Genomic DNA, 22,252 nt, shown 5'->3' with positions numbered 1-22,252 from the left:
ACACTATTGAAAAATAAATACCTGCAACCTAAAAAACACCGGATTTTGCTCGGGTGCAAAATCCGGTGCTCATTTATATTCCGTTATCCTAAACGAGTACTTGTTCTTTTTCTTCAATTCGAGAAAGTGCGTCTGGATCTACTTCTTTCACTGCTTCTGAAGCAAGCTCGAGTGCTTCTTCATAGCGATAGGAACGGAACTCACTCTCAGCTTCAAGTAGTTTAGCTGCAAGAATTGGGTACTTACTTTTATATCGGTTCCCATACTGTATAAGACGTTCAGCATAGGATGCTTTTTGCATAATTTTTTCTGCATGTTTATGAAGGTTTTCTGTAAGTTCTTCGGCTTCTTGCAGCTTCGTTTGTACTTCAAGCATATCAAGGGGCTGCTTTTCAAGACTTAGAAACGCCTCATCCATTTGCTCACTAGCTGCTTTCATATCTTCATAGATTGATGTCGGTATTCCCGGAATGTTACTCCTCTTTAACCTCCGGTGAGTTTCCAGAAGTAATTGTTCCATGTTAGAGAGTTTTGTTTTCGCATCGGTTTCTTCTTTCCGAAGGGTCTGGATCCGCCTATTGAATTCCTCATGTTTTTCCTGTAATTCATTTAATTGCTGCTGGAGATGTCGAAGCTGGTCGCGAATTTCAGTGTATGCTGTTTTCCCATCCTGTCTCTTATGGTCAACGCTTGATACCTTATTTCTTACCTGTGTGTACCAGGATTTTATTCCTCTGTAGGCTTCTACATCTTCATCATCCAGCTGGTAAGCCGTTTGCGTTTCTTCAAGTTCTCTCTCTGTTGCTGTTATAACTTGAGTGAGACGATCCAGCTGAGCCTGAATAGGTTCGTATTGTTTTTCAACAAAATTATGAGCAACAGCTTCATTTTCTAATACTTGATACATTTCTTGTATTCTGGTTTCGATTTCAACAATTAACTCTTCGACATCAGTCTGATCGCCTTTTTCTAACTTGTTTACACTCTCTTGTAGTAATCCTTCATACTTTTCAATTTCAGGGTGGTAATCTAAGTGTGAGATCCTATAACCATCTGATTCCATCTCCGCCAGTCCATTTTTTAATTCATTTAGTAAATCAGGCAATTCAGAATTTGCTTTTCGGTATCGATCAGGAAAATGAGAAATCTCTTCCTGAAGTAGAAGAAGGTCCTCCCTTATCGACTGCACAAGCGAATTAGCCTCAATGTAATCGCCTTGGGCTGTCAGCTGCTCATATTCTTGCAATCTACCTTCCAACCCCTCTACACGATTTTCAAAAACTGCAATCGCCTTACCAAACTGATAGCGGTTGTGAATGAGAGCCTTAGATAATTCCTTTAGTTCTGGTTCTAGAGATTCGATCTCGGTTCTACTGTTCTTTTCAGAATCCAAGAGATTCTCCAATTCTTCAAGCATTTTCTGGATATCATCTTCGATACTCATAAGTTTATTCTCAGTCTCTGCTAATACTTTCTTCACATGTCTCCACTTATACTTATCCGCAGCTTCTTCTGCGTCAAAAAGATTTTCTTCCAATGCCGGAAGTTCTTTTGTAAGGATCCGATCCCAGCGGCTTCTCCATTTCTCAAATCTTTCCTGTGTTTCTCCTGACAAGTTCAAGCTCTTGACCTTGGACAACTCTTCCGTTACTCTTCGATTCATGATATCCATCTTCCAGCTCTCAAGACGATCGACTTCATCATAAACCTTTTTACGCCAAATCAGTCCTACAATGAACAGCACGATCAACAGCAAAATAGCCCCAATGACGTACTTCATAAACAGCCTCCTTACAAGTTCCAAGTCCACGTATGTATTACGACCCGTTTATTAATTAATTGTATATAATGATACCATGTAAAGAGTGTTTTTGGCTAAGATATTTCAAAATAATTAGCGTTTTGACAAAAAATTCAATTTAAAAAGGAGACTTCAAAAATGAGAGACGGACACATCCATTCCCCCTATTGTCCACACGGTACAAGAGACTCTTTTTCATCTTATATCGAACACGGACTTGAATTAGGATATAAGACGATGACATTCACCGAACACGCTCCATTACCTGAGTCCTTCAGAGATCCCGTTCCCTCCGAAGACAGTGGAATGAAAATGGACGACGTTGAAGGTTATATCTCCGATCTTAAGAAGCTTCAAAGCGAATATAAAAAGGACATCGATATTTGGATAGGATTTGAGATGGATTACATTGAAGGATTTGAGAAAGAGATCGAGCAGTTTTTAAATACGTACGGTCCTCAAATGGACGACAGCATTTTATCTGTTCACTTTCTAAAAGGACAAGACCAATGGTATTGTCTCGATTACAGTCCAGAAATGTATGAATCCTTAATGAGGGACCTTGGCAGCAACAAGCTTCTGTATCAAAGGTATTTCGACGCATTGACCAAATCAGTAAATGTAGACCTGGGTGCTTATAAACCTAAACGAATTGGCCATATGACGCTTGTGAAGAAATTTCAAAATTTATTCCCATCTCCTGAAGGATGGGAGAGCAGTGCTGTAGAATTGTTAAAGAAGATTAAAAGTGAAGGTCTGCAGCTTGATTATAATGGAGCTGGAACACAAAAACCCCATTGCAAAGAAACCTACCCGCCTCTAAAAATTGCCGAGCAGGCTTCTGCTATGGGAATTCCTTTAATCTATGGGTCAGACGCTCATAAAATTACAGGCCTTAAACAAGGTTTTCAGCAAGTAAACACTGAAATCCTTAAGCTTTAGCTGCGAGTTTTTGTACAGATTTATAGGAGGTCATTAATTCACTGTAGACCTCAACAAAGTGATTAATGGAGGCCTCGGTGATGAATGGGTCTTTAAACTCATGCGGCATCATTAATGGTGCGTTCAACAACCCTTTCAGCTGGAGAAGGCAAAGTTTTTCCTTAAAAGTTATTTCCATTTGAGAAGACTTGCCAAAAAGAATCTGTGTAAGCAGATGATTTTCTTTTGCGAGATAAGTGACAAGCATTTCTCTCGCAAAAACTGTATTCAAAGAAAGCTCACGATACAACAAACAGGATAGTTGATAATTTGTTTGATTGTAATGTAGAATTTTTCTCACTAATGACTCCAGTCGTTCATCGACTTCTGAGTAGTATTCATTTTCAAGAATATCTAAATAAGGCTCAAAATAGCTGATAGCCAAAGACTCAAACAAACCTTGTTTACTCTTGAAGTAATAGGAGATCAATGAAACGTTAACATTCGCTTCTTTAGCAATGTCTCTTACAGAGGTTCCGTTGAATCCTTTACTATAAAAAAGGCGGCAGGCAACATCTAGCACTTTTTGACGTGTGTCATTCTGTCGGTTCATCCTTTTTCCCCCTCTTGGACTAATTCGTTATTGGTAGAAGGAATCCTTCCTTAATCGTACATCAAATACCGACATGTCCTCTAGGGTTTTTGTCGAATCAATATTACCAAAGGAGGTATTTCAATGTTCCAACCTGAACTATATACTGGCACAAAGCAAGAAAATTACGACCTTCTACTCAAACAGCTAAAAGCTTTGATTGAAGATGAAGAAGATGAAATTGCTAACCTCTCTAACGCATCTTCCCTGCTCAATCAATTTTTAGATGACGTCAATTGGGTCGGCTTCTATTTATGGAAACAAGACCAGCTGGTACTTGGTCCGTTCCAAGGGCTACCAGCGTGTGTTCGGATCCCTTCAGGAAAAGGAGTTTGCGGAACCGCGATCGCTGAAAGGAAAGTTCAGCGTATCCAAGATGTCCATGCTTTCCCTGGCCATATCGCATGTGACGCAGCCAGCCAATCAGAAATCGTAGTTCCTATTTACAAAAATAATGAAGTTTACGGTGTCTTAGATATAGACAGCCCCTCAAAAGGCCGCTTCGATGAGGTGGATGAGGAGTTCTTAACTAAGTTTGTTGAATTACTTCAGAACTACCTATAACCTTGAGTAAACCCTCGCATTTCATTTAGCGGGGGTTTTTCCAACCTTTACTATGATCAAGCGATCCTTGTCTTATTCTCTGGTTAGCTTAAGATTAAAGTGGTCTATTATTTTCTTTCTATCATTTCCCCTTGACTTCCTATAACAAAAAAATTATAATGGTCGTTGTGTAAAATAAATGGCAGCCTATGTGAGCCGGCGTTGTCATCATTTTGTTCCTCTATAGTGAGGTGCATCGTGTAACTCTCTGCTGCTGGAGCGATGGTGCATGAAAACATAATGAGCAACGTTACAAGGACACACTGTTTTTATTTTATGCGAAATAAAATAAAAAGGAGGAAATCCCAATGGCACGATATACAGGTCCAACATGGAAAAAATCACGTCGCTATGGTATTTCTTTAAGTGGAACAGGTAAGGAACTAGAAAAGCGCCCTTACGCTCCAGGACAACATGGTCCGAACCAACGTAAAAAGCTTTCTGAATACGGTCTTCAGCTTCAAGAGAAGCAGAAGCTTCGTTTCATGTACGGTTTGACTGAGCGTCAATTCCGTCGTCTATTCGAAGAAGCTGGTAACATGAAAGGTATCCACGGTGAAAACTTCATGATTCTTCTTGAATCTCGCTTGGATAACATCGTTTACCGTCTAGGCCTAGCTCGTACGCGCAACCAAGCTCGTCAGCTAGTTACTCACGGTCACGTTACAGTTGATGGTGGACGCGTTGATATCCCATCTTACCGTGTAGCACCTGGTCAAGTTATCGGACTTCGTGAAAAATCTCAAAAACTTAACGTTGTCGAAGAGGCTATCGAAGTGAATAACTTCGTCCCAGAATACCTTACTTTCGACGAAGACAAGCGTGAAGGAACGTACACTCGTTACCCTGAGCGTTCTGAGCTTCCATCTGAAATCAATGAAGCTCTTATCGTTGAGTTCTACTCTCGTTAATAAGTTTAATGAAAACCCATCGCATGTGCGATGGGTTTTTTATTTGAATAGACTTACTGGTTTTCCAGCCACTCAAAAATAACATTCACGATAATATCTTGCTGTTTTTCTACTGATATAACAGCCTTTTCATCTCCTTTTTGAGAACCATATACACCAAATTTCGCGTGGTTCCCTCCTTTTATCTCATAAAAAGCAGCTTGGCCGGATAACAATGACTCTTTTTCTTTTATTTCATCTACAGTCGAGAGCCCATCATTTTCAGCATAAATGGACAACATCAGTAAATCAGAATCAGCAAAGCTATTCCCTTTACTAGGATACGAAGCTAAGAAAATAAGACCTTCCACCTTCTCAGGATGGCTTTGAGCGAAAGAAGCCGCAGAAACTCCCCCTAAAGAATGGCCACCTACATACCATTTTTCAATCGAGTCGTATTTATTAATAGCTTCTTCTGCTTTATTTATATCAAACATTGGTAAATTTAACATTACATCAGGGATCCCTACCAGGTATCCTTTACCCGATAGCTGCTCAGCAATGTAACTATAGGCTTCAGGTTCTACTTTTGCACCAGGATATAAAATAACTCCCATCTTCTTTTTATTTTCTTCTGGCTTATAAGTGACCCAACCTTCTCCATCATTTATATCTTGAACTAATTGATCAAGGTCTTTGGAAGGTTTGTAGGTTATTTGAGCCAAATGTAAAAGCCTAAGCCTAGGGTAATAATTAAAGAAACTATCCCTAACACACCATATCTAATGAAATTTTTCAAACTGTACCATATCCCTTAAAAATTAAAATTACTTTCTTACTCATTATAAATAACTTTGCACAATTACACTAACCTCTAGTTTTCTAATTATCTACCTTCTCAAATATTACTTCCACACCTTTTGCTCTCTTTGAAGGTTTTCTAAAAAAGCGATATACTTTTACACAATATTTAGAATTATTCAAAACTATTCCTTCATCCAGAGGTGGCAGTATGTATAAATCCCGTTTAAAATTACGTACAATTATCATTCTTTTCGTATGCCTGGTTGTATCAGTTTCGTTGCTGATCACCGGTTTATTAATAAGAAATACAACTACAGAGAATATTGAAACTCAATTACAGGAAAAAGCAATGACCGTTGCAAGAACTGTTGCTGAATCCACTGTTGTTGAAAATCGTTTACAAGGAGCACAGACAGAGGAAAGTATCCAGAGTTACGCAATGACCATCCAAAAAGCATCTGATGTGATGTTCGTTGTTGTGATGGATATGAAAGGGATCCGCTATTCTCACCCTGATCCAAAACGAATTGGGAACCATTTTGTTGGAGGCGATGAGAAAAGGGTTTTGCAGGGTCAAGAATATACATCCCGTTCAACAGGGACTTTAGGGAAATCCTTAAGAGCTTTTACTCCAGTTTATAATGATAAGGGAAACCAATTGGGTGCAGTTTCCGTTGGAATTTCCCTAGAAGCTGTAGAGTCTTCCATTCATCAGAGTCAAAAACAGATTTTGATAGGATCTATTATCGGCGCATTTGTAGGAATCATTGGCGCATTCCTGCTAGCCAATTATATAAAACAGAGCCTTTTCGGGCTTGAACCTCATGCCATCGCCAGAATTCATGAGGAAAGAAACCAGATGCTGCACTCTGTACATGAAGGTATTATAGCCATCGATAACGAAGCAAAAATTTTACTTGTAAATAATTCTGCCCGTCAAATTTTCGAAAAAGCTGGCTTAGGCAGAACAGACCCCATTGGCATGAAAATTCAAGATTTCCTTCCAGGTACCAAGCTGGACCAGCTTCTTACACACAAAGAGAGTGATATTGATAAAGAACAATGGATTAACGGTGTTTCGGTTATAACAAACCGCGTCCCGTTAGTAATTAATAACCATACCATCGGTGCCATTGCGACTTTTCGAGATAAAACCGAAGTTAACCAACTAGCCGAACAGTTAACTGGAGTCCAAATGTATGCCGATACTCTAAGGGCACAGTCCCATGAATTCATGAATAAGCTCCACGTTTTATTAGGAATGATCAAGATGGAAAATTATGAGCAGGTTAAACACTATATTAATCAGTTAGTAGAACATTCTGCACATGAAGTTGGGAATGTCACCCGTTATGTGAAAGACCCCGTAATCGCGGGTTTTTTGATTGGTAAAATGAGTTACTCAAGAGAGGCCCAAGTCCACTTAAAAATTAACTGCGAAACTGAAATTCCTGTCCCACACGACAATAATATCTCCCATGAACTAATAACAATCCTTGGCAACTTAATTAACAATGCAGTAGAAAGTGTAAGGATGCAAGATAGAAAGAAAGTTTCCGTGAATCTTTCTGTGATAGATGAACTCCTCACTATTGTTGTTGAAGATAATGGTCCTGGTATTCCAGAGGAAAAGCATCAGGTCATCTTTGAAAAAGGGATATCGACTAAAGATGGAAAAGACCGGGGCTTTGGTCTTCATATAACCAAGCTGAGTGTAGAAAAACTAGAAGGTTCTATTGAAGTAGAATCCTCCCCTGTTACTGGTACAGTATTTACGATTATTATTCCTTATGAAGAGGAGGTAACTGAAAATGATTAAAACACTCGTTGTAGAAGATGATCCTATGGTTGCTGAACTAAACAAACAATATTTAGAAAAAATAGAAGGCTTTCAACTGACTAACGCTGTTTCAAGTGCTGAAGACGCAATAGAATTTCTGGAGCAGAACAGAGTAGATTTACTATTATTAGACGTATATATGCCAGGTATAAACGGCATAGATTTGTTGAGACAAATACGTCAGCAGAATAAAGATATCGATGTTATCCTTATTACAGCCGCTTCCCAAATTGATCAGATTCAAAATTCTCTAAGACTTGGTATTATCGACTATTTAATTAAGCCTTTTGAGTACGAAAGGTTTTGTGAAGCCCTTAACCAATATAAAAACAGTCGATCAACTTTTCTCCAAAAGGATAAAATCAGTCAGCAGGAGTTGGACATACTCCTCCAAAGAACGAAAGAACCCCCTATTAGCCATAAATCCACAAAAGTTTTACCTAAGGGGTTAACGAGGAACACACTAAAAACGATTCAACAATCAATCTTATCTTATGCTCCTGCCCACTTCTCCACTAGTGAGATCGCTGAGTCTACAAATGTATCTCGAGTTTCAGTAAGGAAGTATTTAAAGTTCTTAAAAGAAATCAACTACTTAGAAGAACACCTTGTATACGGCGTCGGCAGACCTATCTATCAGTACCGACTAAATGAACATAATCAATCTGTATTAAGTCCCTACCTTTAAAAGCAGCCCTTAACGGCTGCTTTCTTTAATTACAATACTAACAATACTTACAAAATATATGAAAATCCAGGTAACTTTCTTATGCTGAATTTAATCCATTGGAAGCGTTTTCTTAAATTCAACTAAAGGAGTGTTAAAAATGGCACAGACAGCCAGCAATTTGGATTATGTTCAGCAGGAAAATCAAATGGTAACTGAAGAACCACCAAAGAAAAAATCGTTTACTATCTTTGGAATGCCAACATTATGGTTTGGGATCTTTGGATTAATTACTCTTATTAGTTTATACACAGGTAATTTACCTGGCGGGATGATTGGAAGCTTACTCTTAATGATTGTATTCGGTGAATTATTTGGATGGATTGGAGATAACACGCCAATTGTAAAAACATTTTTAGGCGGCGGTGCGATTGTGGCTATCTTTGGAGCAGCCTTCATGGTATATATGGGCTGGTTACCTGAAGCATCCGTAACAACCATGACGCAGTTTATGAAAGATGGTGGATTCTTGAACTTCTATATTGCTGCTTTAATAACAGGCAGTATCTTAGGCATGAATAAACAAATACTTGTTAAAGTTGGATTAAGATATTTTATACCTATTTTTGGAGCAATTGTCGGCGCAATCCTTATTGCAGGATTGCTAGGAAGTCTTGCAGGATTTTCTTTAAGAGATGCTATCCTAGTGATCACCATGCCTATTATGGGCGGTGGAATGGGAGCCGGAGCGGTCCCTATGAGTCAAATTTATTCTGAAATTATGGGAAATGACCCCAGCTACTATATCTCTATATTGGTTCCCGCATTGGCATTAGGAAACGTGTTCGCTATCGTACTAGCCAGTATGCTTAACCTTCTTGGTTCTAAAATTCCTTCACTTACAGGTAACGGGAGATTAATCAGTGGGTTTAAATACGAAGAAGAAAAGCATTCGTATGACATTCAAAAAATGGGAATTGGCCTTCTTGCAGCAATTACCTTCTTTGCTCTGGGAGGATTATTAGGAGATTATATTCCCCTTCACCCTTACGCCTTGATGATTATTATTGTTGCTATTGCTAAAATAGCTGATATTATCCCTAAAAATGTAATCGAAGGTGCAAGCCAATGGTACAAATTTGTAGCCAATAACTGGACCTTAGCGTTATTGTTCGGAATTGGTATTGCCTATACAGATTTAAATACAGTCCTTGAAGCTTTGACTTTACAATATATTTTGACTGTATTCGGTGTTGTATTAGGAGCAATCCTTGGGGCCGGTCTGCTCGGTAAACTCGTTGGCTTCTATCCAATTGAATCTGCCATTACAGCTGGATTGTGCATGGCTAACATGGGTGGGACAGGAGATGTGGCCGTACTTTCTGCTTCGAGAAGAATGGAACTTATGCCTTTTGCGCAAATTTCATCTCGACTAGGCGGTGCTCTAATTCTATTACTCGCCGGAATAATTATTCCACTATTTTAGCACGGAGCTAGAATATAAAAGCACACTGAAATGAAAGGCTGAAAGCTAATGGAAGTAATTCTTATCGTCCTGCCTGCGTTTATTATTTTTTCCATAGGATACATTGGTCAGAAAAATATCGGTTTCGACCGAAAATCCATCTCGACAGCTGGTCTTTATTTAATGTATCCCTTTCTAGCTTTTCGCACCTTTTACAATAATGAAGTAACATTAGATTATCTCTATATTGTACTATTTTGCTTAGGTTTAATGTTGATATTAATCGTTATCGTAACTCTCGTAACGAGAGTTCAGAAGATGCCGAGGTCAAGATCCTCGGCTTTTATCTTATCGAGTGTTTTTATGAATAGCGGAAATTATGGGGTTCCTATTATTTTGTTCGCTTATGGAGAAAATGGAGTGAAGTATGCCATCATTATGATGGTCATTCAATCTCTTTTGATGAATACCGTCGGCCTCTATTATGCTGCAAAAGGGAGCAGCCATAGCACCCATACTATGAAAGAATCGCTTTTAAAAATTATACGTATGCCCATTAATCACGCTGTTATTTTTGGTTTATCCGCTCAATTATTTGACTGGACTGTACCGACATTTATTATGCAAGCTGTAAACCTTGTAGCTGATGCTACTAGCCCTACGATCATGCATGTATTAGGAATGCAGCTGGCTACTCTGTCAAAAGAAGTGATCTTGTAACAATTAATTCTATCAGATTAATATTATCACCTGTTATTGCTGTGATACTGACTTCCATAATTGGCGTCGACCCCGTGCTTACAGGTATTTTGGTGGTACTTGCTGGAATGCCCACTGCGACAAATACGACCCTTTATTCTCTTTAATACAATACTGACCCGCAGCTTGTATCCTATAGTACCTTTTCTTCAACTTTAATCAGTGTTGTCACTGTTCCATTACTCCTTTTGCTAGTAGGTGCTGTATAAAATATGGGTTTTTATGGATATTTAAGAAAAAACCTCACAGTTCAGAGTCTGTGAGGCTTTTTCCAGTTATTTGTAACGAATTAGGAAGTATTTCTTCTTCCCTCTGCGAATGATTGTAAAACGATCTTCAATTCGGTCATTCTCATTAATGGTATGCTTTAAATCCTTGTTCCGGTCCCCATTAATATAGATAGCTCCATTACCAATATCTTCTCTTGCCTGACGTTTCGATGAAGAAATCCCAGCTTCTACTAATAGATCAAGCAGTTGTGGATCTTTCACTTCAGAAGCGAAGGCAGGAACATCTTTGAATCCTTGCTCGATTTCCTTACCGCTAAGCGCTTTGATGTCTCCACTGAAGAGAGCTTCCGTAATTCTTTCCGCTTGGTTCAATGCTTCTTCATCGTGTACAAGTTTCGTCATTTCCTCAGCTAAACGGCGCTGAGCTACACGTTTTTCTGGCTGGTTTTCTACCTCTTTTTCTAACTCAGCAATCTCCTCCATGCTCAAGAAAGTAAAGTATTTCAGGAACCGGATGACGTCGCGGTCATCTGCATTAATCCAGAACTGGTAGAACTCGTAAGGTGACGTTTTTTCAGGATCTAACCAAACGGCACCGCCTGCTGTTTTACCAAACTTAGTTCCATCTGCTTTTGTAATTAGAGGCATGGTCATTCCGTAAGCTTTCACTTCTTGTTCACCTGCAGCTGTACGACGAAGTAACTCAAGACCTGCAGTAATGTTACCCCACTGGTCGCTCCCACCAATTTGCAGCGTACAGTTCTCTTTTTCGTAAAGCTTCTGAAAGTCAAGGGATTGAAGAATCATGTAACTGAATTCTGTAAAGCTGATTCCCTGTTCGATTCTTGACTCAACAGAATCTTTAGCAAGCATGTAATTGACTCCGAAATGCTTTCCAGTATCTCTTAGAAAGTCAATGATTGTCATTTGTGACAACCATTCATGGTTATTACGGGCAACAGCAGCATTTTCTCCTTCTTCAAAATTCAGGATCTTTGCAAGCTGATCCTTAATTCTTTCACTGAATTCTTTTACTACACTTGCTTCATTCAATTGCCTTTCAGACGAACGACCGCTTGGGTCACCGATCATTCCTGTACCCCCGCCGACTAAAGCAATCGGACGATGCCCTGCCTGCTGGAAGCGTTTAAGCATCAATATTGGAAGCAAGTGACCAATGTGAAGGCTATCTGCAGTAGGATCAAACCCACAGTATAAAGTCACTTGGTTTTCTTTCAAATGCTTTTCAAGACCTTCTTCATCGGTTATTTGATTCACAAGTCCTCTTTGATGTAAATCTTTCAATAAATCCATTACTATCACTCCTTCTGTCTTTTTCATGCATGGCAATTATCAAATAGAATTGAGCAATAAAAAAAGAGACCTCATCCCTGAAAAAGGGACGAGGTCTCTTCGCGGTACCACCCTTGTTGCACATTAAGTGCCACTTCAATAGATAACGGCTTCACATCACCGTCTTCTGATTCATACCAGAAGATTGCTCCAGGTCGTAATTCAAAAACAAATTTGCACTGACTTGCACCACCCGTCAGTTCTCTGTAGCATTGATTTGTTTTCTACTCCAATCCTTCAACGCACGATTATAAACTTTGTAGTACTATATTTATCACATCTATAGTCAAAAAGCAATAAAAACCGCGCTTGGAAATATGTCCTAATCTAAATGCCTGTGTTATAATATAGATTGGATTTTTTAGGAGGTATTATTATGTCTAATAACCAGAAGAACGGACGAAATAAACTGGATTTTGAGTCATTAAAGTCGACTTTTATCACTTTATGGCAAAAAGGGAAAATCCAAAGAAACTCACGGATCACCTTTGATGTCGCCTGGAACGTCATCTTATTTTTTATCATCATTGGTGTGATCGGTCTCTTTTTTGCCGGAGGTGTCGGCGCTGGTTATTTTGCATCTCTTGTAAAAGATGAATCTATTAGAAGTGAAGCAGAAATGAAAGATAGTATCTACAACTATGCTGAAACTTCAGAGATTTATTTTAATGATGAAGAAACGATGCTCGGAAAAGTTCAATCGGATCTTTATCGTGAAGAAGTGCAATTGGATCAAATCAGTAATCATCTGCAACATGCCGTCATTGCTACAGAGGACGAATATTTTAACGAACATAGCGGTGTTGTTCCAAAAGCGGTCATGCGTGCGATCGTACAGGAAGTAACTAACTCCTCAGTTAAAACCGGAGGGAGTACCCTTACCCAGCAAATCGTTAAAAACCAGATCCTCACTAATGAAGTCTCTTTTGAAAGGAAAGCTAAGGAAATGCTCCTTGCGCTTAGAGTAGAACGATTCTTCGAAAAAGATGAAATCTTAGAAGCGTACTTAAATATCGTACCTTTTGGTAGAAATACGAACGGTCAGAATGTAGCAGGAGCCCAAACGGCTGCTGAAGGGATTTTCGGCGTTGATGCAAGTGAATTGTCCATTGCTCAATCTGCTTTTATCGCAGGCCTTCCTCAAGCCCCATTCGCTTACACTCCTTTCAATAACGATGGTTCATTAAAATCAAAAGAAGCCTTAGAACCAGGTTTAGACCGTATGCGTGAAGTACTGGAACGAATGTATGAAGCAGAGTACATCACTCAAGCTGAATATGATGAGGCACTTAAATTTAAGCTTACGAAGGAAACCCTCGCAGAAGATACAGAATCAGCGAATTCGAGGTATCCAGCTCTAACTCCAGAAGTTGAGAAGAGAGCTGAAGAAATCATCAGAAAGCAATTGATGAAAGAAAATGGGCATACCGAAAAAGACCTGGCAGAGGACGATGCGCTAGCGGAAGAATACTATACTCTAGCAGAACGTCGATTAACCTCAGGTGGTTACAAGATTCATACAACGATAGATAAAGGAGTCTATGATGCTCTACAAAATGTAAGAGATTCCTATACTCAAAGCGATCGTTACTGGCCAACCCAGCAAAGTGAGATTAAAAAAACTGAAGATGGAGAAGCTGTGACACTCCCACTACAATTGGCTAGTATGGTTATCGAAAACTCCAGCGGAAAAATCTTAGGATTTATAGGCGGTGCAGATTTTGAAAAGGAACAGCTTAACCATGCTACTGAAGCCCATAGATCCATAGGAAGTACGGCTAAACCGATTCTAGTTTATGGACCAGCAATGGACTTGGGTGCCTCACAACCTGGCTCTGTAATTGCCGATGTTCCGTACCAATACCCCGGTACGAACGATTACCTGGAAAACTATTCCGAAACTCATCACGGTTTGGTAAGTGCGCGATATGCGTTAGCAAAATCTTATAACATCCCTGCTGTTAAAACTTATGTAGAAATTCTTAACCAGAATCCTGTTAAGAACTATTTAGAAAAAATGGGGATTAATGTTACTGAGGATGATGACTATACTAACCCATCAACAGCATTAGGTTCATTCGCAGGGAAATCCCCTACACTTGAACAAACAACCAATGCTTATGCTACTTTTGCAAACTCAGGTAATTTCATTGATGCTTATATGATCGATAAAATCGAAACCAAAGATGGAGAAGTCATTTATCAACATAAAGGTGAAAAAACAGAGGTGTTTAGTCCACAAACATCTTATCTAACTATAGACATGATGAGGGATGTTCTAGATTACGGTACAGGTTCTGCAGTTCGAGGCCGTCTATCAAATCCCGGTGTCGATTGGGCAGGAAAGACTGGTACGTCTCAATTTAGGCGAGACTCCTGGTTTGTTGCAACAAACCCAAATGTTACTGTTGGTACATGGACTGGATTTGGTGAAGAGCAGCGAATAGATAATAGCTATTATCAACGTACTCAGTCTATTTGGGCAGATGTCGTCAATGCAGCATCTGAAGTTCGCCCAGACGTAATGATCCCAGAAAGCGGCTTCCAAAGCCCTGGTGGACTCGTTACACGCAGCTACTGTGCAACATCCGGCTTACTGGCTTCTGACTTATGCTCATCCGTAGGATTGTCACGAAGTGATATTTACAATGCTGAATATGCGCCAACCAAAGTGGACGACAGTCTAATCAGCGGCGACTTTGTGAAAGTCAAAGATCAATTGGTCGTTGCAGGGCCTAACACTCCTAGAGAGTTCATCATGGACCAAGGAGGCGTAACGTTGAGCCCTGAATTCCTTGAAGACAAAGGGTATACAAGTTCAGAGGTATTAAAAGAACTGCTCCCTAATTCAGGCTCATGGTCAAATGTAGCCTTACCGTCTTCCAGCTCGATTGGTTCAACAAAATCTTCAATCGACAATGACGGACAATCACCTTCCGCTCCAGGCTCTGTATCAGCAAGTGGTTCTGCCATTAATTGGAGCTCATCTGCGAGCAACGATGTAGTCGGTTACCGTGTCTATAAAGCGTCATCCCCTGGTGGATCATTCTCACTTATAGGCAGTACCACTAGTACTTCGTTAAGTTTCTCTGGAGAAGTAGGCATTTATGCAGTAAGAGCGGTAGACTACTTTGGAGAATCATCAGGATTATCTTCGACAACGACTGTCGGTAATCCAGGAGCTCCAGAACCTGAACCAGAGCCTGAACCTGAACCTGAACCAGATCAAGGGAACGCTAATAACGGATCCAACAGTGGAGGATCAAATAATGGCAGTTCCAATGATAATAGTTCAGGAAATTCAGGGCCCGACAATAGCAACTCTTCTGGTAATGGTGACTCAGACAGCGGCTCTTCCGGCAATGATGATTCAGATAGTGAAGGCTCCGATAGCGGTGAATCCGGCGGAGAAAACTCCGGTGATCAAGGCTCTGACGATGGAAGCTCCGACGGAGATGATTCCGGTAACAATGGCGGAGATGATTCTGGGGGGAGCGGATCCGATGATGGCGGAGCTGACGACGAAGGATCCGGAGGTAACAACTCCGGCGATGACGGCTCCGGCAGCGGAGGGTCTGACGACGGTGGATCTGGTGAAAACTAAATTGATAAATAAATTAATAAAGCTCCAATCTTTTTAAAGATTGGAGCTTTTTATTCTCTATGGTTAATTTAAATTCTATCTATATCATGTATAATGAATAAAAAGCCATAATTTTCTACTAATTCTGTCAGGTGGTGAATGAATGAAGCACGAAAAGACCTATAATTTTGAAACATTCGACTCTGAGCACGGTCCAGTTGTTATTGAAGGACCTGTAACTTCTGAAGATATGGCAGACTACACCTTTGATGAAAAACTCACAGCCTTCCGTCCTTCCGAAAAACAGTTTGATGCCATTAAGAAAATTGCAGATTTCGAAGAAGGACGAATCATCATCGCAAGACATAACGAAAACATTATTGGATATGTAACATATTTACACCCCGACCCTCTTGAACGATGGTCAGAAGGGAATATGGAAGATCTGATCGAGCTTGGTGCCATTGAAGTCATTCCGGGATTCAGAGGCTACCGTATTGGATCGCGACTGCTGGAAGTCTCCATGAGAGATGATTACATGGAAAACTATATCATTATTTCTACCGAATACTATTGGCATTGGGATTTGAAAGGGACAAGATTAAACATTTGGGATTACAGAAAAGTAATGGAAAAAATGATGGCAGCAGGTGGTCTAACTCCATCTCCTACCGATGATCCTGAAATCATTTCACACCCTGCTAATTGCTTAATGGTCAGAATTGGAGAGAACGTACCAGAATCATCTATTAAACAATTTGATCGACTTCGCTTTCTAACAAGGCATCAGTATCGTGAATCAAGGAGGTAGTCATTATGTTAGTCGAAGAAGTAATGAAGACGGATGTCATTACATTAACAGCCAAGGACACTATTGAAACCGCTCTCAAATTATTGCACGAGCACCATATTAGGCACCTTCCTATCGTTGATGAGGAAAAACGAGTAATTGGAATTGTGTCAGACCGTGATGTCAGAGACGCCAGTCCTTCGATTTTTGAAAAGGGTACAAGTCCAGAGGAATTAAAAAACCCAATTGAGTCCATCATGACTTATCCTGTCACTACTGTTCATCCTTTAGACTTTGTGGAGGAAGTGGCTTCTATCTTTTATGAACAGGAAATCGCATGCGTGCCTGTTACTAGAAATGATATTCTTGTAGGAATTATTACGGAGAAAGATATGCTTTACACACTTATACAATTGACGGGAACCCATGTTCAAAGCTCTCAGATTGAAGTAAAGGTCATCAACAAGCCGGGGATTTTACCTCAAGTCACACAAGTTTTCGGGAAAAGAAAGGTCAACATCAGCTCTGTTTTAATTTACCCATATAAACCCGATCCAAAGTACAAAATTATTGTAGTTCGTATACAGACGATGAACCCCCTCCCTACTATCGAAGACTTGAAATCAGCAGGCTACGAAGTATTGTGGCCGAAAATGCCAGGGATGCAATCATGAGTTGTCATGCTGGCTTCGTTTTTTCGGACAAGTTTACGACTTATCGTTTTAGGGATGACCACCCTTTCAATCAGATGCGAGTTATTTTGACTAAAGAACTTTTGGAAAACAGTCAAGCCTTACTTGACACTCATTTGATCTCACCTCGATATGCAACAGAAGATGAGTTGGCACTTGCTCACAGTAAGACCTATTTACAGGCTGTTCAAAAAGCTAGTAAAGGGATGCTTTCGGAAGAAGAAGGCATGGAATTTGGCATTGGCACGGAAGATACACCCATGTTCGAAGGAATGCATGAAGCTTCGAAGCTCCTTGTAGGCAGTACTCTATCTGCCATTGATGCCGTACTTGAAGGCCATGTACAGCATGCTTTGAATCTCGGTGGTGGCCTCCATCACGGTTTTGAGAGGAAGGCATCTGGTTTTTGCATCTATAATGATGGAGCTGTCGGGATCAAATACATTCGAAAAAAATATGACTATAAGGTGTTGTATGTAGATACGGACGCACATCATGGTGATGGTGTACAATGGGCCTTTTATGATGATCCAAATGTTTGCACATTTTCCATCCATGAAACAGGAAGGTATTTGTTTCCTGGTACAGGAAATGTAAACGAGCGCGGCTTAAAAGAAGGATACGGTTATTCATTTAACCTCCCTATTGATGCATTTACAGAAGATGGATCTTTTCTACATGTCTATGAATCCGCTCTCAGAGAAGTCGTAGAGTTTTTTAAACCAGATGTAATCGTTACTCAAAATGGCGCAGATGCCCATTTTTTAGACCCTCTTACTCATTTAAGCTCAACGATGAAGATCTATGAAAGAATTCCACAAGTAGCCCATGAACTAGCTCATAAATATTGCGACGGGCGTTGGATTGCTCTTGGTGGCGGGGGTTATGACATATGGCGTGTCGTACCCAGAGCTTGGTCTCAAATCTGGAAAATCATGCTCGATGACACCCCTTTTGAAGGGAATCTGCCAGAGAACTGGCTCGAGAAATGGCAAAAGGAATCTCCTGTTCCTTTACCCGAGTACTGGCATGATCCGGATGGAAGCTATAAACCTATACCAAGACGGAAAGAAATTGAAGAAAAGAATGAGAAGATCCTTGAAAAGTCTTTACAACTTATACTTAACCAAAAACGGTTTAACAACTCTTTTTAAGAAATTTTCAGGTAGTAATATAGTTCTATAGTTTCACAAAAAGACCACTACAGCTCGTGTAGTGGTCTTTTTAATAGTTAACTCTCATTCACAGGATTAAGGATCACAATTTCTACCCTGCGATTCTTTCTCCAATTTTCTTCAGAATCGTTCGGTGCTACCGGCTTGGTTTCTCCATAAGCCACGGCAGTAAATCGCTCAGGGCTAAGTTTTTCTGTATTTGAGAGCAGGTATCTAATTACACTGCTTGCCCTTGCAGCTGAGAGTTCCCAATTCGATGGATATCGGTAGGTAGATATTTGACGATTATCTGTATGTCCTTCCACCTTTACAAAATTAGGGATGTTCTTTAGTAGAGTTCCTACTTTTGATAAGAATGGTTTTGCACTATCGAGGATCTCTGCTTTACTCGTTTCAAACAAAAGCTGTTCTTCAAGAACAAGGACGATTCCTCGCTCTGTTTCATTTGCCGAAATGAGATCATTCAGCTGATTATCTTCTAAGTATTGGTCTATTTCTTTTTTCAGATCTTCTAATTTTTCTTCTTCTTTCTGTATTTCTGCCATATTGTCCGGGTCTTCCAGCGGCAGTTCAAATTCATTGTTTTTTTCCCCATTCTCCTTAATTTTTGATTGCTCTGTAGGATGTTTGTTTATTAATGGTGATGGATAAAAATCAAAAATCATTCTGTTTTTGAATGATTCCGCTACCGCATCAAATTTGACTAAGTTTATTTGAGACATGGAAAACAGAAGCACAAAAAACACAAGAATTAAGGTAATCATATCTGCATAAGTTGTCATCCATTTCGGGGCGCCATTCGTGTTCTTTTTCTTCCTTCTAAGCTTCATTGGCAGCTTCCTCAAATGAATCCTCCTGCTGCTTTTCTTCGATAGCTTTATCCTCCTCAGAAAGGAATGCGCTTAATTTTTCTGCAAGGATTTTTGGATTCTGTCCAGATTGGACCCCAATGACTCCTTCAACGATGACTTGCTTTAGAAAGATCTCTTGATCGGTCTTATTCTCTAATTTACCTGCCATCGGAAGAAAGACCAGATTAGCAAGCAGCGTTCCGTAAAAAGTTGTAAGTAAGGCAACGGCCATCTTCGGACCTAAGTCCTCTGGCGTAGATAAACTTTGAAGCATGAGAACGAGCCCGATCAACGTACCGATCATTCCCCAAGCCGGAGCATATTCTCCTGCTTTTTCTATGATCGCTCTCCCCCGTTGGTGACGTTCCTCCACGCTGTAATCTCAGCGTTCATAATATCACTGATGACTTCCGGATCAACTCCATCAACTGCTAGTAGAATCCCTTTTTTAATAAATGGGTCTTCCACTTCATCAAGTTCAGCTTCTAAAGCAAGGAGTCCTTCTCTTCTGGCTCTTTCTGAAAGTTCAACAAATAAGGGAATCAATGCTCTCAAGTTCATATCACTTTTATTAAAAGCTTCTTTGGTTACTCGAAAAGTCAATTTCATTTCACTCCTATTGAAATTAACTAATAAGGCTGCCATCAGTCCTCCAAGTACAATAATGATGGATGATGCCTGAATGAACGAAGACAAGCCGTTAAAGCCTGCATTCGACATAATTCCAAAGATCACCATGATGAACCCGATTGTTATACCAACGGGGGTTAACAAGTCTTTCCTAGTCATTAAACTCTCTCCTCAGTTACGTCCAGATACAGTCTACTTTCTATATCGGCACTATTTCTGCTGAGTTGAGTTTCTTTCGATAATTCGGTGAGGTAAGATGACGTTTTGCTCTTCTACTTCTTCTTTGTTCATCAGTTTTGTCAGCAGACGCATCGCAACCGCTCCGATATCATACATAGGCTGAACAACTGTAGAAAGAGTTGGACGTACCATCGTAGCTAAACGAGTGTTGTCGAATCCGAACACTTCTAAGTCCTCTGGTACCCGGATCCCTTTGTCCTGGGCCCCATGAATAACTCCTAAGGCCATTTCATCAGAAGATACGAACACAGCAGTAGGCTTCTCATCTAATTCTAAAAGCTGGTCCAATGCTTCAATACCTGAATCATACGAATAATCGCCGTTTACAATCCATTTTTCAGGGTCATTACCGTGATCTTTCATCGCACGTTTATATCCTTCAAGTTTCTGAACATTGATAACCGTATCCTCAGGACCTGCTACAAAAGCCACATGCTTGTTCTCGTGAGATAATAGCAACTCTGTAGCTTCATAAGCGGCTTGCTCGTAGTTAATGTTAACAGCAGGTGTTTCTTCACTCTCATCTACAGTAGCTGCTAGTGCGATTGGTACAGAGGCCGTCTTGAATTCACGAATGTGATCCTCTGTAATTTTACCTCCCATAAATACAAGGCCATCCACTTGTTTTCCTAGCATAGCATTAATAAGGTGAAGCTCTTTATCTTTATTCTGATCGGAATTACTTAAGATGATATTATAATTGTACATTGTTGCAATATCTTCAATTCCTCTTGCCAATTCAGCAAAGAAGATGCTTGAGATGTCAGGAATGATGACTCCGACCGTTGTTGTCTTTTTACTCGCTAATCCTCGTGCCACAGCATTAGGACGATAGCCAAGACGCTCAATCGCATCGTGCACCTTTTTCCTCGTTGCAGGTTTAACATTCGGGTTTCCATTCACTACTCTTGATACAGTAGCCATGGAAACATTCGCTTCTCTCGCTACATCATAAATTGTTACATTCATCTTGCTTCCTCCTTTGTCGAATCCAGTAGTACGACTTATTTATAAAGTTAATCATACGATAGATAGCGTTGTTCCGCAATGTTCGTGTATATACATTACTAAGATACTTTAACATTATAACGGATAACGTTTTAGGAAAAAAACTCAAGTGTTCTTGAGAGGGCCTATTTATATATTTGCCTAGACAGCAAAAAAAATAAGTCAGGCTAATTTCTAGCCTAACTTATCACAAATCAATTATTTTGTTAACTCTTTCATGAAGTTTTCGAATGTAGGAATATCCATCTGCTGTGCGGAATCTGATAATGCAACAGCTGGATCAGGGTGAACTTCAGCCATGACCCCGTCAGCACCAATCGCTAATGCAGCTTTAGCTGCTGGTAACAGTAAATCTCTTCTTCCAGTGGAGTGGGTAACGTCCACCATGACAGGCAAGTGTGTTTCCTGCTTCAAAATTGGTACTGAGGAAATATCCAGTGTATTACGAGTGGCTTTTTCGTATGTCCGAATTCCACGCTCACATAGGATAATGTTTTCATTCCCTCTGGATATTATATATTCTGCCGCATTGATGAATTCAGAGATTGTCGCTGACATTCCGCGTTTCAATAAGACAGGTTTGTTCACAGACCCTGCAGCTTTCAGAAGTTCAAAGTTTTGCATGTTACGAGCTCCGATTTGAATAACATCCAGGTAATCGAGTGCTTCTTCAAGGTCAGCAGGATTAACGATTTCACTTACTACAGCTAAGTCATTTTCATCAGCTGCTTGTTTCAGCATTTTTAATCCTTCTATACCTAATCCCTGGAAGTCGTAAGGTGAAGTACGCGGTTTGAAAGCACCACCTCTAAGCAGCTTAAGACCTTGATCTTTCACAGCCTTGGCTACCGTGGATACCTGCTCATAGCTCTCTACAGCACACGGTCCCATAATGAAGTGAGGATTTCCGTCACCAATTTGTTCCCCTTTGATTTCCACAATCGTGTCTTCTGGTTTTTTCTTTCTAGAAACCAGTAGTGCTTTTCGATGATCGTCTTCTTGAAGCTCTAAAGCAGCCTTGAAGATTTCTTTGAACAGATGAACGACCGTTGAATCTTCAAATGGGCCCTCGTTATGTTTAGAAAGATGATCTAACATCGCTCTTTCCCTAACAGGATCAAAACGATTCATCCCCTGCTGTTCTTTGATTTTACCAATATCCTTTACCAATTCACCGCGTTTATTAATTAAATTCAAAAGCTGTAAATTAACATCGTCTAATTGGCTACGCAATTGGTCGAGTTTTTCATTACTCATTTTTTCGTCCCCCTCCTGTTAGTGTATGTTTGTGATGAATA

General features: G+C 40.0%; 18 protein-coding genes, 1 pseudogene and 1 other annotated feature. Of the genes and pseudogenes, 11 read left to right on the top strand and 8 right to left on the bottom strand.

From position 1 onward, the window contains the following. Nucleotides 1–88: 88 nt before the first annotated feature. A complete protein-coding gene (ezrA, locus tag HM131_RS08025; protein WP_085029268.1) occupies nucleotides 89–1,780 on the bottom strand; it encodes a septation ring formation regulator EzrA in 1,692 nt (563 codons plus the stop codon). A 159-nt stretch (nucleotides 1,781–1,939) separates the two neighbouring features. On the opposite strand from ezrA, the gene hisJ reads away from it, so the two are divergent. After that, on the top strand, nucleotides 1,940–2,743 hold the full coding sequence (gene hisJ / locus HM131_RS08020) for a histidinol-phosphatase HisJ (RefSeq protein WP_085029267.1): 804 nt from the start codon (nucleotides 1,940–1,942) through the stop codon (nucleotides 2,741–2,743). On the opposite strand, the gene refZ is transcribed toward hisJ, so the two are convergent. Beyond that, on the bottom strand, nucleotides 2,733–3,335 hold the full coding sequence (refZ, locus tag HM131_RS08015) for a forespore capture DNA-binding protein RefZ (protein WP_085029266.1): 603 nt from the start codon (nucleotides 3,333–3,335) through the stop codon (nucleotides 2,733–2,735). The two genes, hisJ and refZ, sit on opposite strands and share 11 nt — an antisense overlap. Before the next feature lie 123 nt (nucleotides 3,336–3,458). On the opposite strand from refZ, the gene HM131_RS08010 reads away from it, so the two are divergent. Further along, nucleotides 3,459–3,938 carry a GAF domain-containing protein gene (locus tag HM131_RS08010; protein ID WP_085029265.1) on the top strand — a complete coding sequence of 160 codons (480 nt, stop codon included), beginning with the start codon at nucleotides 3,459–3,461 and terminating at the stop codon, nucleotides 3,936–3,938. Between the two features lie 347 nt (nucleotides 3,939–4,285). Further along, on the top strand, nucleotides 4,286–4,888 hold the full coding sequence (rpsD, locus tag HM131_RS08005; protein WP_085029264.1) for a 30S ribosomal protein S4: 603 nt from the start codon (nucleotides 4,286–4,288) through the stop codon (nucleotides 4,886–4,888). Between the two features lie 53 nt (nucleotides 4,889–4,941). Here rpsD and HM131_RS08000 read toward each other — a convergent pair whose 3' ends face one another. Then, nucleotides 4,942–5,592 carry an alpha/beta hydrolase gene (locus HM131_RS08000; protein WP_232324898.1) on the bottom strand — a complete coding sequence of 217 codons (651 nt, stop codon included), beginning with the start codon at nucleotides 5,590–5,592 and terminating at the stop codon, nucleotides 4,942–4,944. A gap of 287 nt (nucleotides 5,593–5,879) precedes the next feature. Here HM131_RS08000 and dcuS point away from each other — a divergent pair, with 287 nt between their 5' ends. From dcuS to HM131_RS07980, 4 genes are all read left to right on the top strand, one after another. Continuing rightward, nucleotides 5,880–7,490, top strand: a complete 1,611-nt coding sequence (gene dcuS, locus HM131_RS07995) for a DcuS/MalK family sensor histidine kinase (protein ID WP_085029263.1) — start codon at nucleotides 5,880–5,882, stop codon at nucleotides 7,488–7,490. Further along, on the top strand, nucleotides 7,483–8,199 hold the full coding sequence (locus HM131_RS07990) for a response regulator (RefSeq protein ID WP_085029262.1): 717 nt from the start codon (nucleotides 7,483–7,485) through the stop codon (nucleotides 8,197–8,199). The genes dcuS and HM131_RS07990 overlap by 8 nt, the downstream gene beginning before the upstream one ends. Before the next feature lie 187 nt (nucleotides 8,200–8,386). Next, nucleotides 8,387–9,664: a 2-hydroxycarboxylate transporter family protein gene (locus HM131_RS07985; RefSeq protein ID WP_232324934.1), complete on the top strand. Its 1,278-nt coding sequence runs from the start codon at nucleotides 8,387–8,389 to the stop codon at nucleotides 9,662–9,664. Between the two features lie 48 nt (nucleotides 9,665–9,712). Next, the gene (locus HM131_RS07980) at nucleotides 9,713–10,363 is read left to right on the top strand and encodes an AEC family transporter (RefSeq protein WP_085029260.1); all 651 of its coding nucleotides are present in this window, start codon (nucleotides 9,713–9,715) and stop codon (nucleotides 10,361–10,363) included. A 314-nt stretch (nucleotides 10,364–10,677) separates the two neighbouring features. Here the strand turns inward: HM131_RS07980 and tyrS are convergent, their stop codons facing one another. Further along, nucleotides 10,678–11,946, bottom strand: coding sequence for a tyrosine--tRNA ligase (gene tyrS / locus HM131_RS07975; protein ID WP_085029259.1), 1,269 nt, complete (start codon nucleotides 11,944–11,946; stop codon nucleotides 10,678–10,680). Between the two features lie 81 nt (nucleotides 11,947–12,027). Continuing rightward, nucleotides 12,028–12,235, bottom strand: a binding site (T-box leader). A 126-nt stretch (nucleotides 12,236–12,361) separates the two neighbouring features. Here tyrS and HM131_RS07970 point away from each other — a divergent pair. The 4 genes from HM131_RS07970 (at nucleotide 12,362) to HM131_RS07955 (ending at nucleotide 18,204) form a co-directional block, all read left to right on the top strand. Next, complete coding sequence (locus HM131_RS07970; protein WP_085029258.1) at nucleotides 12,362–15,589, top strand: transglycosylase domain-containing protein; 3,228 nt, start codon at nucleotides 12,362–12,364, stop codon at nucleotides 15,587–15,589. Between the two features lie 142 nt (nucleotides 15,590–15,731). Then, nucleotides 15,732–16,379, top strand: coding sequence for a GNAT family N-acetyltransferase (locus tag HM131_RS07965; protein ID WP_085029257.1), 648 nt, complete (start codon nucleotides 15,732–15,734; stop codon nucleotides 16,377–16,379). Nucleotides 16,380–16,384: 5 nt separating this feature from the next. Beyond that, entirely contained in the window at nucleotides 16,385–17,032 is a 648-nt protein-coding gene (locus HM131_RS07960; RefSeq protein ID WP_085029256.1) for an acetoin utilization AcuB family protein, read from the top strand. Next, the gene (locus tag HM131_RS07955; RefSeq protein WP_085029255.1) at nucleotides 17,029–18,204 is read left to right on the top strand and encodes an acetoin utilization protein AcuC; all 1,176 of its coding nucleotides are present in this window, start codon (nucleotides 17,029–17,031) and stop codon (nucleotides 18,202–18,204) included. Before HM131_RS07960 ends, HM131_RS07955 begins: the two co-directional genes overlap by 4 nt. 77 nt (nucleotides 18,205–18,281) lie before the next feature. Here HM131_RS07955 and motS read toward each other — a convergent pair whose 3' ends face one another. The 4 genes and pseudogenes from motS to HM131_RS07935 form a co-directional block, all read right to left on the bottom strand. After that, nucleotides 18,282–19,055, bottom strand: coding sequence for a flagellar motor protein MotS (motS, locus tag HM131_RS07950; RefSeq protein ID WP_085029254.1), 774 nt, complete (start codon nucleotides 19,053–19,055; stop codon nucleotides 18,282–18,284). Beyond that, a pseudogene (gene motP / locus HM131_RS07945) lies at nucleotides 19,045–19,865 on the bottom strand (flagellar motor protein MotP). Before motP ends, motS begins: the two are co-directional and overlap by 11 nt. Nucleotides 19,866–19,916: 51 nt before the next feature. Beyond that, a complete protein-coding gene (ccpA, locus tag HM131_RS07940; protein ID WP_085029253.1) occupies nucleotides 19,917–20,915 on the bottom strand; it encodes a catabolite control protein A in 999 nt (332 codons plus the stop codon). A 237-nt stretch (nucleotides 20,916–21,152) separates the two neighbouring features. Next, complete coding sequence (locus HM131_RS07935) at nucleotides 21,153–22,211, bottom strand: bifunctional 3-deoxy-7-phosphoheptulonate synthase/chorismate mutase (protein ID WP_085029252.1); 1,059 nt, start codon at nucleotides 22,209–22,211, stop codon at nucleotides 21,153–21,155. Between the last annotated feature and the right edge of the window lie 41 nt (nucleotides 22,212–22,252).

Origin of the sequence: Halobacillus mangrovi, from assembly GCF_002097535.1 — a bacterium.
Taxonomy (GTDB): Bacteria; Bacillota; Bacilli; order Bacillales; family Halobacillaceae; genus Halobacillus; species Halobacillus mangrovi_A.
This window is presented reverse-complemented; position numbering and strand designations above follow the sequence as displayed.